The organism is Segatella copri (assembly GCF_019249655.2).
GTDB lineage: Bacteria > Bacteroidota > Bacteroidia > Bacteroidales > Bacteroidaceae > Prevotella.
The window spans coordinates 1,211,186-1,228,301 of sequence record NZ_CP137557.1; the positions used below are offsets into that span (position 1 = coordinate 1,211,186).

Annotated in this window: 13 protein-coding genes and 1 pseudogene; all 14 read left to right on the top strand. The window is 48.1% G+C overall.

The window, feature by feature from the left end; translation table 11 throughout:
• Positions 1-36: 36 nt before the first annotated feature.
• Complete coding sequence (purB, locus tag KUA49_RS04520; RefSeq protein ID WP_218412387.1) at positions 37-1,386, top strand: adenylosuccinate lyase; 1,350 nt, start codon at positions 37-39, stop codon at positions 1,384-1,386.
• Positions 1,387-1,497: 111 nt separating this feature from the next.
• Positions 1,498-3,021, top strand: coding sequence for a pseudouridine synthase (locus KUA49_RS04525; protein ID WP_218412386.1), 1,524 nt, complete (start codon positions 1,498-1,500; stop codon positions 3,019-3,021).
• A gap of 65 nt (positions 3,022-3,086) precedes the next feature.
• A complete protein-coding gene (asnS, locus tag KUA49_RS04530; protein ID WP_218412385.1) occupies positions 3,087-4,514 on the top strand; it encodes an asparagine--tRNA ligase in 1,428 nt (475 codons plus the stop codon).
• Between the two features lie 214 nt (positions 4,515-4,728).
• Complete coding sequence (gene trpS / locus KUA49_RS04535) at positions 4,729-5,814, top strand: tryptophan--tRNA ligase (RefSeq protein WP_117586858.1); 1,086 nt, start codon at positions 4,729-4,731, stop codon at positions 5,812-5,814.
• 86 nt (positions 5,815-5,900) lie between these two features.
• Entirely contained in the window at positions 5,901-7,187 is a 1,287-nt protein-coding gene (locus KUA49_RS04540) for an MATE family efflux transporter (protein ID WP_218412384.1), read from the top strand.
• Between the two features lie 196 nt (positions 7,188-7,383).
• Positions 7,384-7,563 (top strand): tetratricopeptide repeat protein, encoded by a 180-nt coding sequence (locus tag KUA49_RS04545; protein ID WP_203040144.1) that lies wholly within the window; start codon positions 7,384-7,386, stop codon positions 7,561-7,563.
• 67 nt (positions 7,564-7,630) lie between these two features.
• Positions 7,631-7,861, top strand: coding sequence for a 4Fe-4S binding protein (locus KUA49_RS04550; protein ID WP_203050688.1), 231 nt, complete (start codon positions 7,631-7,633; stop codon positions 7,859-7,861).
• Positions 7,862-7,864: 3 nt separating this feature from the next.
• Positions 7,865-8,953 carry a 3-methyl-2-oxobutanoate dehydrogenase subunit VorB gene (locus KUA49_RS04555; protein ID WP_218412383.1) on the top strand — a complete coding sequence of 363 codons (1,089 nt, stop codon included), beginning with the start codon at positions 7,865-7,867 and terminating at the stop codon, positions 8,951-8,953.
• A gap of 79 nt (positions 8,954-9,032) precedes the next feature.
• Positions 9,033-9,797 (top strand): thiamine pyrophosphate-dependent enzyme, encoded by a 765-nt coding sequence (locus KUA49_RS04560; protein WP_218412382.1) that lies wholly within the window; start codon positions 9,033-9,035, stop codon positions 9,795-9,797.
• A gap of 5 nt (positions 9,798-9,802) precedes the next feature.
• On the top strand, positions 9,803-10,348 hold the full coding sequence (locus KUA49_RS04565) for a 2-oxoacid:acceptor oxidoreductase family protein (protein ID WP_218412381.1): 546 nt from the start codon (positions 9,803-9,805) through the stop codon (positions 10,346-10,348).
• Between the two features lie 64 nt (positions 10,349-10,412).
• Positions 10,413-12,422, top strand: a complete 2,010-nt coding sequence (locus KUA49_RS04570; protein WP_218412380.1) for a family 20 glycosylhydrolase — start codon at positions 10,413-10,415, stop codon at positions 12,420-12,422.
• A gap of 381 nt (positions 12,423-12,803) precedes the next feature.
• Positions 12,804-13,442 (top strand): hypothetical protein, encoded by a 639-nt coding sequence (locus KUA49_RS04575; protein WP_218412379.1) that lies wholly within the window; start codon positions 12,804-12,806, stop codon positions 13,440-13,442.
• A 94-nt stretch (positions 13,443-13,536) separates the two neighbouring features.
• Positions 13,537-15,151 (top strand): annotated as a pseudogene (locus KUA49_RS04580) (AAA family ATPase).
• A gap of 73 nt (positions 15,152-15,224) precedes the next feature.
• Positions 15,225-17,075: a TlpA disulfide reductase family protein gene (locus KUA49_RS04585; protein ID WP_318331690.1), complete on the top strand. Its 1,851-nt coding sequence runs from the start codon at positions 15,225-15,227 to the stop codon at positions 17,073-17,075.
• Positions 17,076-17,116: the final 41 nt, after the last annotated feature.

Here is a 17,116-nt window from a genome sequence, read left to right on the forward strand (position 1 = left end):
ACCCTATATTATATATAATACGTATTATTAATTATTATGGATTTAGATTTATTGACTGCCATATCACCTATTGATGGTCGTTACAGGGGAAAAACAGAGCAACTCGCTAACTACTTTTCAGAGTATGCTCTTATTCGTTATCGCGTGCGCGTAGAGATTGAGTACTTCATTACTTTATGCGAATTACCTTTGCCACAGTTGGCTTCTTTCGACAAGCAGCTGTTTGAGCGTTTGCGTGACATCTATCGCAATCTCGACGAGAAGGGAGCACAGCGTGTGAAAGACATTGAGAAGATTACCAACCATGACGTGAAAGCCGTTGAGTACTTCATCAAGGAAGAGTTCGACAAGATTGGTGGCTTGGATGCCTACAAGGAGTTTATCCACTTCGGTCTGACTTCTCAGGACATCAACAACACCAGTGTGCCTCTCTCAGTAAAGGAGGCTCTGGAAGAGTGCTTCTACCCACAGGTAGAGGAGTTGATTGCACAGCTCCAGACTTACGCTGATGAGTGGAAGGATGTTCCAATGTTGGCAAAGACTCATGGTCAGCCTGCATCTCCAACCCGCTTGGGCAAGGAAATCATGGTTTACGTTTATCGTCTCACCGAGCAGCTCGAGTCTTTGAAGGCTTGCAAGATTACAGCTAAGTTTGGTGGTGCCACTGGTAACTACAATGCTCATCATGTGGCTTATCCAGAGTATGACTGGCGTGCCTTCGGCAACAAGTTCGTAAGCGAGAAGCTGGGCTTGGAGCGCGAGCAGTATACCACACAGATCAGCAACTATGATCATCTGGGTTCCATCTTTGATGCCATCCGCAGAATCAATACCATCATCATCGACTTGGACCGTGACTTCTGGATGTACATCTCTATGGATTACTTCAAGCAGAAAATCAAGGCTGGTGAGGTTGGTTCCAGTGCGATGCCACACAAGGTAAACCCTATCGATTACGAGAATAGCGAGGGTAACCTCGGTATTGCCAATGCCATTCTCCAGTTCCTGGCACAGAAGCTTCCAGTAAGCCGCTTGCAGCGTGACCTTACCGACAGCACCGTGCTCCGCAACATCGGTGTGCCTCTCGGTCACAGTGTCATCGCCATCCAGAGCACATTGAAGGGCTTGCGCAAGCTCATCCTCCACGAGGAGAAATTGCAGGAAGATTTGAATAATACATGGGCTGTAGTGGCTGAGGCTATCCAGACCATCCTTCGCCGTGAGGCTTATCCTCATCCATACGAGGCATTGAAGGCTCTCACCCGTACCAATACCCACATGACCGAGGAGACTATCCACGAGTTTATCAAGGGATTGAACGTGAGCGACAGCGTGAAGGCTGAGCTGATGGCTATCACTCCAAGTAATTATACAGGTATATTTTAAGTATTATCTGATCCCCTAAGGGCAGGAAAAGTACAGACATATCATATCAAGTTTAAATATAAATAATAAGATTTATTAACTCGGCCGTGAGGCTTTTATTTAAGAAGTAATATGGATTCAGAAATCGAAAACAAACCACAGAGTCAATCGTCAGGCAACGAGAACACCCGAGAGGGCTTCAGCGCAGGCGGTTATCAGAAGAGTTATCGTAGTGTAGGTCGCTCACAGCGTCCACGTATTAACAGTCATCGCCCATCTTATGGCAGCGATAGAAGTAGTAACAGCAGTAGCGAGGGTGGCTTCCGCCCAGAAGGATTCGGAGCTGGCCTGCAGGGTAATTCGGGCAGCAGCGATCGTCCACAGCGCAGCAGCTATGGCAGCAGCAGCCGTGGTGGCTATGGCCGTCCACAGGGTGGCTACAACAGCAACCGTGGTGGCAGCAGCTATGGTAACAGCCGTGGCGGTGGTTATGGCCGTCCACAGGGTGGCTACAACAGCCGTCCTCAGCAGGGTGGTTACAATAGCCGTCCTCGTTTCAACAATAATGCAGAAGGTGACGACCAGCATCAGTCTAATGGTGGTTACCAGCCACGTCAGCAGGGTGGCTACGGCCGTCCACAGGGTGGTGGCTATGGCAACAACCGTGGCGGTGGTTACGGCAACAACCGTGGTGGTGGCTATAACAGCAACAACCGTGGCGGTGGCTATGGCAACAACCGTGGCGGTGGCTATGGCAACAACCGTGGCGGTGGCTATAACAGCAACAACCGTGGCGGTGGCTATGGCAACAACCGTGGTGGTGGCTATAACAACAACCGTGGTGGCGGCTTCCGCCAGCACACTCCTGGATACGATCCAAATGCTAAGTATAGCATGAAGAAGCGCATCGAGTACAAGGAGGAGAATATCGACCCAACAGAGCCATTGCGCTTGAACAAGTTCCTTGCCAATGCTGGTGTATGCTCTCGCCGTGAGGCTGATGAGTTCATCCAGGCTGGTCTGGTAACTGTCAATGGTGAGGTAGTTACCGAGTTGGGTACCAAGATTCTTCGCACCGACGAGGTGAAGTTCCACGATGCAGTGGTATCTTTGGAGAAGAAGGTATATGTATTGCTCAACAAGCCAAAGGATTACGTGACAACCAGCGATGATCCTCAGCAGCGCAAGACTGTGATGGACCTCGTGAAGGATGTATGCCCTGAGCGTATCTATCCTGTAGGTCGTCTCGACCGTAACACAACAGGTGTGCTCCTGTTGACCAACGATGGTGACCTGGCTTCTAAGCTGACTCATCCTAAGTTCTTGAAGAAGAAGGTATATCACGTACACCTCGACAAGAACCTCACTTCTCACGATATGGATCAGATTCGTGAGGGTATTACCTTGGATGACGGCGAGATCAAGGCAGACGCTATCGAGTATGCTGACGATCGCGACAAGTCACAGGTAGGCATCGAGATTCACAGCGGCAAGAACCGTATCGTTCGCCGTATCTTCGAGAGCCTCGGTTATCGTGTAACCAAGTTGGACCGTGTACAGTTTGCAGGTTTGACCAAGAAGAACCTCCGTCGTGGTGACTGGCGCTTCCTTACAGAGAAGGAAGTTGACATGCTCCGCATGGGTGCTTTTGAATAAGGAACATATCAAATTATAAGAAAGGAGACTAGTCTTTAGTCTCCTTTTTAACCTATTAATTAACAATGGAAAAAGTAAAAAGAACTAAAGTCGTTGACTTGCTCAAGAGCACAGCCTACGACTCAATCGTGAATGTTAAGGGATGGGTACGTACCCATCGTAGTAGCAAAGCAGTCGATTTTATCGCTCTTAACGATGGTTCTACTATTAATAATATTCAGATAGTAGTCGACCCATCAAAGGTCGATGAGAATCAGCTCCGCCAGATTACCACTGGTGCCTGCATCAGCGTAGTAGGTACCTTGGTAGAGAGCCAGGGTGCCGGTCAGAGTGTTGAGATTCAGTGCGAAAGCATCGAAATCTACGGTCTCTGCGGCAGTGACTATCCAATGCAGAAGAAGGGACAGAGCTTCGAGTACATGCGTCAGTATGCTCACCTCCGTCTTCGTACCAACACCTTTGGTGCCGTGATGCGTATCCGCCACAACATGGCGATGGCTATCCACACCTACTTCCACGAGCATGGATATTTCTATTTCAATACTCCTCTCATCACAGCCAGCGACTGTGAGGGTGCAGGTCAGATGTTCCAGGTTACAACCAAGAACCTCTACAATCTGAAGAAGACCGAGGATGGCAAGATTGACTATTCTGATGATTTCTTCGGCAAGCAGACTTCACTGACCGTTTCTGGTCAGTTGGAGGGTGAGCTGGGTGCCACAGCACTCGGTGCTATTTACACCTTCGGTCCTACCTTCCGTGCAGAGAACAGTAACACTCCTCGCCACCTGGCTGAGTTCTGGATGGTTGAGCCAGAGGTTGCTTTCCTGGATATGGATGGTTTGATGGAGCTAGAGGAAGACTTCATCAAGTATTGTATCCGTTGGGCACTGGAGCACTGCAAGGACGACCTTGCTTTCTTGAACAAGATGATTGACAAGGGTTTGATTGCTCGTCTGGAGGGCGTATTGAATTCAGACTTCGTTCATCTTCCATATACCGAGGGTATCCGCATCCTGCAGGAGGCTATTGCCAACGGCAAGAAGTTTGAGTTCCCATGCGAGTGGGGTGACGACCTGGCTTCAGAGCACGAGCGTTTCCTCGTAGAGGAGCACTTCAAGCGTCCTGTTATCATGACCAACTATCCAAAGGCCATCAAGGCATTCTATATGAAGATAGACGAGGAGGAGAGCGGCTTCGGCGGCAAGAGCGGTCAGACCGTTCAGGGTACCGACGTACTGTTCCCACAGATTGGTGAGATTATCGGCGGTTCTGTCCGTGAGGAGAGCTACGATAAGTTGATGGGTGAGATTGAGGACCGCAACATCCCTATGAAGGATATGAACTGGTATCTTGATACCCGTAAGTACGGTTCATGCCCACACGCAGGTTTCGGTCTCGGTTTCGAGCGTCTGATTCTCTTCGTAACCGGTATGCAGAACATCCGCGACGTGATTCCGTTCCCACGTACACCAAAGAATGCAGAGTTCTAATTTCCGTTGATATCAACGAAAACAGAATATAGAATAAGCGAGGCTTCTTTTTCAGAGGTCTCGCTTTTATTTTGCCTGCTTAGCTCATATTTTGGCAGCTAGGCTCATATTTCGCCTGCTTAGCTCTGGGTTTTGGTTATTTTTACATCTTTTCTTCCTCTTTTTCATTATTTTATTGTACCTTTGCAGCTAAATTATTAAAATCGTAAGAAAAATGGGAAAGATTATATTGACGGGCGACCGTCCTACAGGTAAACTTCACCTGGGTCACTACATCGGCTCATTGCAGCGCCGAGTACAGCTTCAGAATGCTGGCGACTTCGATAGAATGTTCGTTTTCATGGCCGACGTTCAGGCTTTGACAGATAATGCCGATAACCCGGAGAAGATTCGCCAGAACATCACAGAGGTAGCACTCGATTATCTTTCTGCGGGTCTCGATCCACAGAAGTGTACACTCTATATCCAGAGTATGATTCCTGAGTTGGCAGAGTTGACTACCTACCTGATGAACCTCATCTCTGTATCTCGTGTTCAGCGTAACCCAACCGTGAAAACAGAGATCAAGATGCGTAACTTCGAGGCAAACATTCCTCTCGGTTTCTTCTGCTATCCTGTGAGCCAGGCTGCCGACATCACCGCTTTCAAGGCAACAACCGTGCCTGCCGGTGAGGACCAGGAGCCTATGCTGGAGGTAACCCGCGAATTGGTTCGCCGTTTTAACCAGACTTATGCGCCTGTATTGGTAGAGCCAGAGATTCTGCTTCCTGAGATTGCTTGCTGCCGTCGCCTTCCAGGAACTGATGGTAAGGAGAAGATGAGTAAGAGTCTCGGCAACTGCATCTACATGAGCGATGACGAGAAGACCGTTTGGAAGAAGGTGAAGAAGATGTCTAACGGTGAGCCACGCATGAGCATGGAAGAGCCTGGACATCTGGAGGGAAATGCCGTGTTCACTTATCTGGAGGCATTCTCTACTCCTGAGGACTTCGCTGAGTTCTGGCCAGAGTTCAAGACTTTGGATGAGTTGAAGGAGCAGTATGTGAAGGGTGGTATCGGTGATGGCACCTGCAAGAAGTTCCTGAACAGCGTCATCAACAAGATGCTTGACCCAATCCGTGCCCGCCGTCATGAGTTTGAGCAGGATATTCCTGAGGTATTCAATATCCTGAAGAAGGGTAGCGAAGATGCCCGCGAATTTGCAGCCCAGACCATGGACGAGGTTCGCAAGGCAATGCGCATCGACTACTTCAGCGATGCTGCCTATATTGAGGAGCAGGCTGCGAAGTTTAGAATTTAGTTTATAGTTAATAGTTTATAATTGATAGTTAGGCATACGCCGTTTCGGAAAGTACATTCTTAATTATTGATTATTGATTTTTAATTATGAATAAACGAATATTGCAATTAGCGGTGCCGTCGATAATATCCAATATCACGGTACCGCTTTTAGGTTTGGTGGATGTTGCCATCGTGGGCCATATTGGTGATGCGGCTTATATCGGAGCCATCGCCGTGGGCTCGATGCTCTTCAATGTCATCTACTGGCTCTTCGGATTCCTGAGAATGGGAACCAGCGGAATGACTTCGCAGGCTTTGGGCAGGAGAGACTTTGCCGAAGTGCTGAGGCTTCTGGTTCGTTCTCTGGGCATCGGCGTAGGAATAGGACTCCTGTTCTTTATCCTGCAGAGATGGATTATCGGCTGCGGATTGTGGGCGATGTCACCGGAAGCGGATGTCGTGGAACTGACCCGCAGATATTGCTATGTCTGTATCTGGGGAGCGCCTGCCGTGCTCGGACTCTATGGATTCACGGGCTGGTTTATCGGTATGCAGAACACCCGAATCCCGATGGTGGTGTCGCTCTCTCAGAATGTGGTGAACATCGTAGCCTCCCTGGTGCTCGTCTTTGTTTTCAGGATGACGGTAGAGGGCGTGGCGCTCGGCACGGTCATCGCCCAATGGTGGGGATTCCTGCTGGCATGCGTGCTCTATCGGCTTTACTATCGCCGGTTGGGCAAGTATGATTATCGCCAGCATCTCTTCGACTCTGAACCGCTGAAGCGATTCTTCTCTTTAAACAGAGACATCTTCCTCCGCACCGTATGTCTGGTGGCAGTGAACCTCTTCTTTACGGCAGCAGGTTCCCGCGAGAGTACGCTGGTGCTGGCTGTCAACACGTTGCTGATGACGCTTTTCACCATCTTCTCCTATTTCATGGATGGCTTTGCTTATGCGGCAGAGGCATTGAGCGGCAAGTATTATGGTGCCGGGAATAGGGTAGCGTTCCGGGAGGTGGTCAGGCGGACGATGGGTTTCGGAGTGGGCGTAGCCATCGGTTTCACCTTATTATATATAATAGGTGGCGAGAATTTCCTCTCTTTACTGACCAGTGATGAGCGGGTGATAGCGGCATCGGGTGAGTATTTCGGTTGGGCGATACTGATACCCCTGGCAGGAATGCCGGCATTCGTCTTCGATGGCATCTTCGTGGGCATCACCCGCTCGAAGTCGATGCTCTGTTCCACCGCCGTGGCCTCAGCCTCGTTCTTCGCATTGTTTTTCGGGCTACATCCTCTGCTAGGCAACCATGCCCTGTGGCTTGCCTTTATCCTCTACCTCGTTTTGCGAGGTATCGTATTATTCGTCATTTACCGTAGCCAACTGCGGTAAATGGCGAATTGTGTTTTAATGGGATATAATACTAGAAATAATGCACATTGTTCTTGAAAAATTGCACACTTGAAATATTGTGTGCGCATTTTCGGGAAAAACTACATTAATTTAGTTTAAAACTTACGCCGATATTCTTTTTCTTTGCATAATTTTCGTAATTTCGCACAGCAAAACTAGAAAAAAATAGAGTAAAATGACAGCAGAAGAATATTATCAGCAGGGAAACGCCTGGCGGAAGCAAGGCGACTTTAAGCATGCCCTCGACTGCTATATGGAGGCCATCGCCCTCGACCCCGAGAGTCCGGCTGTAGCGGCAAAGGAGATGCTTGATAATATCATGAGCTTTTATTGCAAAGACTACTACAATCCATAATGCTCTATGTGGACCGCAGCAGCCTTGGCTACTCCAAAAGTAAAGATAATAAGAAAAAATTTAGAATATGAGCAAGATTAAAGGGGCTATTGTAGTCGATACCAAGCGTTGCAAGGGATGCGCGCTCTGCGTAGAGGCTTGTCCTCATCATGTCATCGCATTGGCCGAGAAGAAGGTCAATGTGCATGGTTATCGCTATGTAGAGGCAGCTGTGCCTGATGCATGCGTTGGCTGTACTTCGTGCGCCATCGTCTGCCCAGACGGTTGCATCACTGTTTATCGAAAGAAGGAGGACTAAACAATGGCAAATCAAGAAGTAACATTAATGAAGGGCAATGAGGCGATAGCCCATGCCTGCATCAGATGTGGTGCGGATGGCTTCTTTGGCTATCCTATCACACCTCAGAGTGAGATTATTGAGACGCTGGCTCTGCTCAAGCCTTGGGAGACATCGGGAATGGTGGTTCTGCAGGCTGAGAGTGAGGTGGCGGCTATCAACATGGTTTATGGTGGCGCCGGTGCCGGAAAGCGTGTCATCACCACCTCGTCAAGTCCAGGTGTGGCTTTGATGCAGGAGGGCATCTCCTATATGGCAGGTGCCGAGATTCCGGGTGTTATCGTCAACGTGCAGCGTGGCGGTCCGGGCTTGGGTACCATCCAGCCATCACAGAGTGATTATTTCCAGGCTACCCGTGGTGGCGGTAATGGTGATTACAACGTCATCGTGCTGGCTCCTGCATCGGTTCAGGAGATGGCTGATTTCGTAGATCTCGCCTTCACCCTTGCCTTCAAGTATCGCAATCCGGCGATGATTCTGAGCGATGGCGTCATCGGACAGATGATGGAGAAGGTGGTTCTGCCTCCGGTAAAACCACGTCGCACCGAGGAGGAGATTGCTAAGGAGTGTCCATGGGCTACCATCGGCCGTCCTAAGAGTCGCCCTGTCAACATTATGACCTCTCTGGAACTCAAGCCTGAGGTCATGGAGGCACGCAACATCGCCCTTCAGGAGAAATATCAGAAGATTCGTGATACCGAAGTAAGATATGAGATGGAGCAGATGGAGGATGCCGACTATGTTATCGTAGCCTTCGGCAGTGCGGCACGTATCGCCGAGAAGAGTATCGAGAATGCTCGTGAGCAGGGCATCAAGGTAGGATTGTTCCGTCCTATCACCCTCTGGCCTTTCCCTGAAAAGGAGATTCATGAACTTGCCAAGACCAAGAAGGGCATTCTGGTTGCCGAAATCAATGCAGGTCAGATGGTTCAAGATGTGCGTTTGGCTGTGAATGGCCAGACTCCAGTGGAGCACTTCGGTCGCCTGGGCGGCATCGTGCCTGAGCCAGAGGAAATCGTTGAAGCGCTGAAAAAGTTAACAGTTAACAATTGATAGTTAACAGTTAATGGTTTATAGTTAATAGGAGGCTGCGCCCTATAAACTGTAAACTATTAACTATAAATTAAATAAAATGAATGATATAATTTCACCAGAAAATCTGGTATATAAGAAGCCTACGCTGATGAACGATACCCCGATGCACTATTGCCCGGGCTGTTCGCATGGCGTAGTTCATAAGCTCGTTGCCGAGGTCATCGAGGAGATGGGCATGGAGGATAAGACGGTGGGCGTTTGTCCGGTGGGCTGTGCCGTATTCGCTTATCGCTATTTGGATATCGACTGGCAGGAAGCTGCCCATGGCCGTGCTCCTGCTGTGGCTACGGGTATCAAGCGTATGTGGCCAGACCGTCTCGTCTTCACCTATCAGGGCGATGGCGACCTGGCGTGCATCGGTACCTGCGAGACCATCCACGCCCTGAACCGTGGCGAGCATATCGCCATCATCTTCATCAACAATGCCATCTATGGTATGACCGGTGGACAGATGGCTCCAACCACCCTGTTGGGTCAGAAGACCGCTACCTGTCCTTACGGACGAGAGGCAGATCTTCATGGTTATCCACTGAACATCACCGAACTTGCCAGCCATCTGCAGGGTACCTGCTATGTAACCCGCCAGAGTGTGGAGACCGTGGCAAGCATCAAGAAGGCAAAGAAGGCAATCCGCAAGGCTTTCGAGGCAAGCATGCAGGGCAAGGGTTCCAGCCTGGTAGAGATTGTTTCTACCTGCAACAGCGGATGGAAGCTCTCACCTGTTGAGGCGAACAAGTGGATGGAAGAGAACATGTTTAAGCAGTATCCTAAGGGCGACCTGAAGGATACAACAAATTTGTAAGAACAATGAAGACAGAAATCATTATATCCGGTTTTGGTGGTCAGGGTGTCCTTTCGATGGGAAAGATCCTGGCCTATTCAGGACTGATGGAAGACAAGGAGGTAACCTGGATGCCTGCTTACGGACCAGAGCAGCGTGGCGGTACGGCCAACGTGACGGTCATAGTGAGCGACAGCCGCATCTCTTCGCCTATCCTGAGCCATTACGATGTAGCCATCGTGCTCAACCAGCCATCGCTCGATAAGTTCGAGTCAAAGATTAAGCCTGGCGGTATTCTTATTTATGATGGTTATGGCGTGATGAATCCTCCACAGCGCAAGGACATCACCATCTATCGCATTGATGCGATGGACAAGGCTGCCGAGATGAAGAATTCAAAGGTGTTCAATATGATTGTATTGGGCGGACTGCTGAAGGTTTGCCCAGTGGTGAGCACCGGCGGTTTGAACAAGGCACTCTACAAATCATTGCCAGAGCGTCATCATGGTCTGATTCCATTGAATATGAAGGCTGTGGAAGAGGGAATGAAGATTATCGAAAAGATTGATTAATCCTTTAGAGAAAGTCGAATCATTCATTTCGAAAATATCGAATAATAATTTAAATATTTGCCGTATGACTAAAAAATCCAACAATCTATTGTCCCTCTTCGGGGCACTCTTACTAACCTCGTCGCTCCAGGCCCAGAGTCTGCTGCCAAAACCGCAGCAGGTTACGATGGGCAAGGGCGTGTTCAACACCAGCGACGGTGTGAAAGTAGAAAACCAAGTAGGCGCTGATGCCGAGAATATCTATACCAAGGCATGGAATGTCAAGGTGAACGATGCAGCCAAGCGAGTGGTGAAGTTTACTCCACTCGCCAATGCATCTTCGCCAGAGGCATACCGGCTTCGTGTGGCACCTGATGCCATTGAAATCAGTGCCGCCAGCAGCGAAGGCTTTCTTCGTGCCTGGCAGACCATGAAGCAGCTTACCACCAAGAAAGGCATCGCATGCTGCGACATCGTGGATGCACCTGCCTACAAGTGGCGCGGCTTGATGCTCGATGTTTCCCGTCATTACTTCCCAATCTCCTTCCTCAAGAAGCAGATTGATGTGATGTCGGAATATAAGTTCAACCGTCTCCATATCCATCTGACTGATGCAGCCGGATGGCGCATCGAAATCAAGCGTTATCCTAGACTCAACAATTTCGCCGCCTGGCGTTCGGGTAAGTTATGGAAAGACTGGAATGCCAATGGCAACAAGTATCTGGAGCAGGGCAGCGAGGGTGCCGAGGGTGGTTACTATACCCAGGATGAACTCCGCGACCTGGTGAAATATGCTGCCGAGCGTGGCATCACCATCGTTCCGGAAATCGAGATGCCGGGTCATTCAGAGGAGGTGCTTACCGCATATCCAGAGTTATCCTGTACCCATGAACCTTACAAGCAGGCAGATTTCTGTCCGGGCAACATCGGAACCTACGATTTCCTGGAGAATGTCTTGAAAGAGGTGATGGATATCTTCCCTTCTCATTACATCCATGTGGGTGGCGATGAGGCTGCGAAGAAGTCGTGGGGCAGTTGTGCCCTCTGCCAGAAGAAGATGAAGGAGCTGGGCATCGACCATGTGGATGGATTGCAGGCTCATCTCATTTCCCACATGGGCAAGTTCCTGAACGAGCATGGTCGCCAGCTCGTGGGGTGGGATGAGGTGATAGCCGGAAATCTCTCCAAGAATACCACCGTGATGGTTTGGCGTGGCACCGAACTGGCACACGAGGCCATCAAGCATGGCTACGACGTGGTGATGTCGCCGGGAGCCTACTGTTACTTCGATATGTATCAGGATGCACCGGGCACCCAGCCAGTGGCAAATGGCGGTTTCATTCCTACCGAGAAGGTGTATAGCTACGTGCCGGGAAGCGATCTTCCTGAGGCGGAGCGCAATATGATTACCGGTGTGCAGGCAAACCTCTGGACCGAGCATATTCCTACTCCAGAGTATGCCGAGTATATGCTTTATCCTCGTGCCTTGGCTCTGGCAGAGATTGGCTGGAACGGAACCAAGACCAAGAACTATCCTGAGTTTAAGACCCGTGCCCTGGCGCAGATAGAACACCTGAAGGCTGAAGGCGTGAATCCATTCGAGCTGAAGAAGGAGATTGGTGAGCGCAAGGAGAAGATGAAGCCGGTGCAGCACAAGGCTGTGGGTGCCAAGGTTACCTATAACCATGCTTACAACCGCTACTATCCTGCGGCTGGCGAACAGACGCTGGTGGATGGCAATATGGGCGGTTGGGCTCATGGCGACGGTCGCTGGCAGGGCTTTATCGGCAAGGATTGCTTCGATGTTACCATCGATCTGGGTAATTCTACCAAGATCAGCAGCGTAGGCACCGACTTCATGCAGAGCAGCGGTCCTGAGATTTTCTATCCTTCTCAATATACGGTATCAGTTAGTGAGGATGGCAAGAACTTCACCCAGGTATTCGACAAGAAATATGAGTCGAGCAAGGAGCCGATTCTGAACTTCAAGACGCTTACCTGGAAGGGCAGCAAGACAGCCCGCTACATCCGGGTTCAGGCAAAGCCAAGCAGCTTCGGCGGCTGGCTATTTGTGGATGAAATTATCGTGAAATAACATGCCCTGAACCAACGGTCACCGGCCGAAGGGAAAGGTAAAGGGCAGAAGCTCCTAGCCCAGGGCAACACCCTGGTGTAAATATATTATCAATCATGTCGCCCTGAAAGGGCAAAAGCTTTCAAATGGCTTTTGTCTTTTCAGGGCGACTTGTTTAATTTAGTTTAAATCCTGAACAATTCTTGTTTATCTCTAGATAAAATTGTATCTTTGCCGTGGAGAAAGTTATGTTCAAAGCTTTTGAACTTAAGTTCAGGGCCTTTGAACTTATATTCAAAGCCTTTGAACATAGGTTCAAAGCTTATGAACGAAGCTTTCTGCTAGGATTAGAAACAATTATCAATCGTAATAACATCAATAACTATAAGGAGAAGAAACAATATGGCAAAGTACAAGTTGCAGGAATTGCCTGATTTCAATAATGACGGCAAGCGTAAGGTTTATCCCAAGATGGTGGCCAATCGTACACTATCTCGCAAGGAGTTTATCGACAAGATGCAGGGTTATCATCGTGGCATTTCTCCGAGTACCACTGAAGCCGTGCTGATGGATGTGGAAGATATGCTGGTTCGCATGCTTTCCATGGGCTATAATGTGAATCTGGAAGGTCTCGGCACCTTCTCTCTATCCTTGGGTTTCGAGGATGACAAGCCTACCGAGATGCAGGGTGATGATGATAAGATGGCCTATCGTAAGGTGGGCGTAAGAGACGTCAACTTCAAGGCATCTCCCGATTTCATCCAATCTGTGAAGCGGGAAACCGACCCCGATCTTGAGCGTGAAATGAGTGGAGTGAAGCAGATTTTGAAGCAGAAATATACCCGCGAGGAGCGTATCGCCCGAGCCCTGGATGTCATCGATGAGAATGGCTTCATCGGTCTTACCGACTATGCCTACATCAACAACTTGAGCCGCACCGCCGCCTCCTTGGAATTGAAGGAGATAGATAGCGACCATGAAGCCCCTATCCGCTCAGTGGGTCAGCACAGTCACAAGGTTTGGGTGAGGAGAAAAAAATAAGATAAAGTATGATTTCTCATCATTTTCTTTGGTAGTTAGGAAATATTATTGTAGTTTTGCACAAAGAAAGAATAAAGTCTAAAAAGTAGTAGATATGGAACAGAAGAAGAAACGCATATATCGCAAGCGCATCCCTTATGGCATGATGAATTTCGAGGATGTTAGAAAGGATGATTGCTATTATGTGGATAAGACTCCGTTTATAGAAGAAATAGAGGCAGCAAATAAGTTTTTCTTTTATGTTCGCCCTCGCCGATTCGGCAAGAGCCTTACCCTTTCTATGCTCCAGAATTACTATGATGTGAACAAGAAGGATAAGTTTGAGCAGCTCTTTGGTGATCTTTATATAGGTAAGAATCCAACCCCTGAGCGTAATTCCTTTTTGGTGCTGAATCTGAATTTCTCTGTAGTTGCAGCTGGTATCGACGATTATAAGGATGGTTTGGATGCTACCTGTAATATCAGTTACAATATTTTCTGTGATGTTTATCAGCAGTATCTTCCTAAAGATATCAAGGAGGAAATGAATAAGCAGGAAGGGTGTATCGACCAATTGCAATATATCTGTCAGGAGTGTGATAAAGTTGGTCAGCAAATCTATCTCTTCATAGATGAGTACGACCATTTTACCAATAAGATTCTTGCTGAGCCGCAATATATGACCAATTATCGCAAGCAGACGCATGGCGAAGGCTATCTGCGTCTCTTCTTCGATGCGGTAAAGGCGGCTACAAGTACATCCTTGAAGCGTGTTTTCGTGACGGGTGTCAGTCCTGTGACGATGGATGATTTGACCAGTGGTTTCAACATCGGCACCAACTATTCCTTGAGCGCCGAGTTTAACGAGATGACGGGATTTACGGAGGAAGAAGTACGTGAGATGTTGACCTACTATTCTTCGGTTTGTCCTTTCCGTCATTCCGTGGATGAACTTATCCAGGTGATGAAGCCATGGTATGATAACTATTGCTTTGCTATCAACAGATATGGTCAGGTAACGATGTATAACTCTGTAATGGTGCTGTATTTCATCGACCAGTATATTCACAATAATTGTGATATTCCTCGTGATATGATAGAGGATAATATCCGTGTAGATTATAACAAGCTTCGTATGCTCATCCGCCACGACAAGGAGTTTGCCCATGATGCCAGCATCATCCAGCATCTGGTTACGGATGGATTTGTTACGGGAAACTTGAAAAGGGGATTTCCTGCCGAGAGCATCAACGATCCGGACAATTTCGTCAGTTTGCTCTTTTACTTTGGCATGTTGACCATTGATGGAACCTATCGTGGCAAGACCAAGTTTGTGATTCCTAACGAGGTGGCTAAAGAGCTGATTTATGCTTATTTGCTAGAAGGGTGAGTCGTATGTGCATGGCTTTACCTTGGCGATGACCTGTCAGAATATGTTCTATCGTCCTATCTCTGAACTGGACAACCAGGCTGGTTATGCCGACATCTTCCTGCGTCCGCTCTTGGAGAATTATCCGGATATGGAGCATTCATATATTGTGGAGTTGAAATATTGCAAGTCGGATGCCACCGATGAGCAGGTAGAGAAGCTGAGAGAGGCAGCCATCGCTCAGGTCAATCGCTATGCAGATAGTGATGTGGTGAAATCTGAGGTAAAGACCACCCGCCTTCACAAGATTGTTGTGATATTCAGAAGCGTGGATATGGTGGTGTGTGAGGAGATAGAATAAAGTTACCGTATCTTTATCAGAACAATTAATTATCATTGATATGAAAAAAATAAATTATTTTGTTGGACTGTTGATGCTGCTTGTTGCCACTACAGCACAAGCCAAGCGAGTTGTTGAGCGTCCTTACTTCTTAGGCTCAAACAATCACAAATTAGAGATTGAGCGTGTTACACTCGATAAGAAAGCTACATTTCTTGCCGTGAAAATATATCAGGCCAGTGGAGAGGTGGGCATAGATTCACATGCTTCTATTATGGCAAATGGAGTGAAATATGACTATATTGGCAGCAAGCAGTTGCCTAAAGGGGTATTCGTGAAAGTGCCCGAATGTGGATATGTTGCAGCCACATTGCGCTTTAAACCAATGCCCGAGACTACAACAGAGTTTGACTTTCGTGAAATAGCCGACAATTCCGGCTGGAATATTTATGGAGTGCGTCTCGATGGCAAGCTTCCACAGGCCGACATTCCGCAACACTTACTGCAACAAGCACCTGATAAGAACAGCAAGTTACCAGCAACCGACCTTAATCTTGGCAAGACTGTTGTAGCCGTGCGCTTGCTTGGATATAAACCAGAATACAAGACCACGCTCGATATTATAGTTGATAATTGGTTCTCGCCACAACGCATGCCATTCGCCCATGACTCTATAGGCGTAGATGGCACTTGTCGAGTCAGCGCCAATGCGATATTGCCAACTGTAGCAACTATACGCATAAACAGAATGGAGATACCGTTTCTTGCCGTACCTAACGACACGACAACCGTGACCATCGACCTACCAACACTTACCCTTGCTGCTACACACCTTTTTGCAAATGATTCTGAAGTAAAGAAATTTGTATGGTTTGAAGGCAAACACGCTGCTGTAGATACCGAATTGCAGAGCGTAAAGAATATGCTTGATGTATATGGCGATACTTTCTTTGATGATATCTGCGGAATGACTCCATTGCAATATCGTAATTATGTGCAGCAGAGCTATGAACGACTATCGGCTGCCATCAATTCCAATGCAGCTATTGGCTCCGCCACCCGAACATTGGCGCAGAATATCCTGTCTATGAATTATGCATCGGCTCTGTTTGGCTTTAAAAACAATATATCTATGGCTCCAATGATAACTGGTAAAAGAGGAGTGCCACGTGCCGACATGCGTATCGACACGCTGTCTTACTTCAAGCCGCTGGAGCAACTATCCGTGCTTCGTTCAAAGAATCAGCGTTACTATCATTATCTATCCGACTTCACGTCAGCTCTTCGCCGTCAATATATGTCTGCCGACCCTTTGTTGGACGATATCGCTATTGGTAAGCGTCTAAGCCGTTCGTTCAACCGCAAATGTCCTCTTACAGAACAGCAGATAGCGGTGGCTCATGACAGTATAGCCAACGATATGGTGCGCGAATTAATTCTTGCCAATAACGATGATTTAAAGTCGCAACTGTCAGCTGCCAACAAAAAAATGGAAGAGATTAAAAAGACGGCCAATACCTCTTCTTCATACTTATCAATTATTGACATAGACCCTAAGATGTCTGCCCAGCAGATATTACCCACGATAACAGATAAGTATAAAGGTAAAGCTGTGCTCATCGATTTCTGGAACACGTGGTGCGTGCCATGCAGGGCAGCAATGTCGGCCATTCGTCCTTTGAAAGAACAACTTCATGATGTGGTGTATGTCTATATAGCCGATGCCTCATCGCCTGTAGATAAATGGGGCGAGATGATAAAGACAATAAGTGGCGTGCATGTGCGCTTGACCAAAGAACAGGCTGCTGCTCTTGCCGAAATTCATAAGTTCTCAGGCATTCCTACCTATTTTGTTGTAAATAAGGAAGGAAAGATAACCTATCAGAAGACAAGCTTTCCTGGAGTGGAAACGTTAAGGGAGCAACTGGTATCTGCCATGCATTAACATTCGGCACTGAACATTTGAGATACCGTTTATGTATGGTT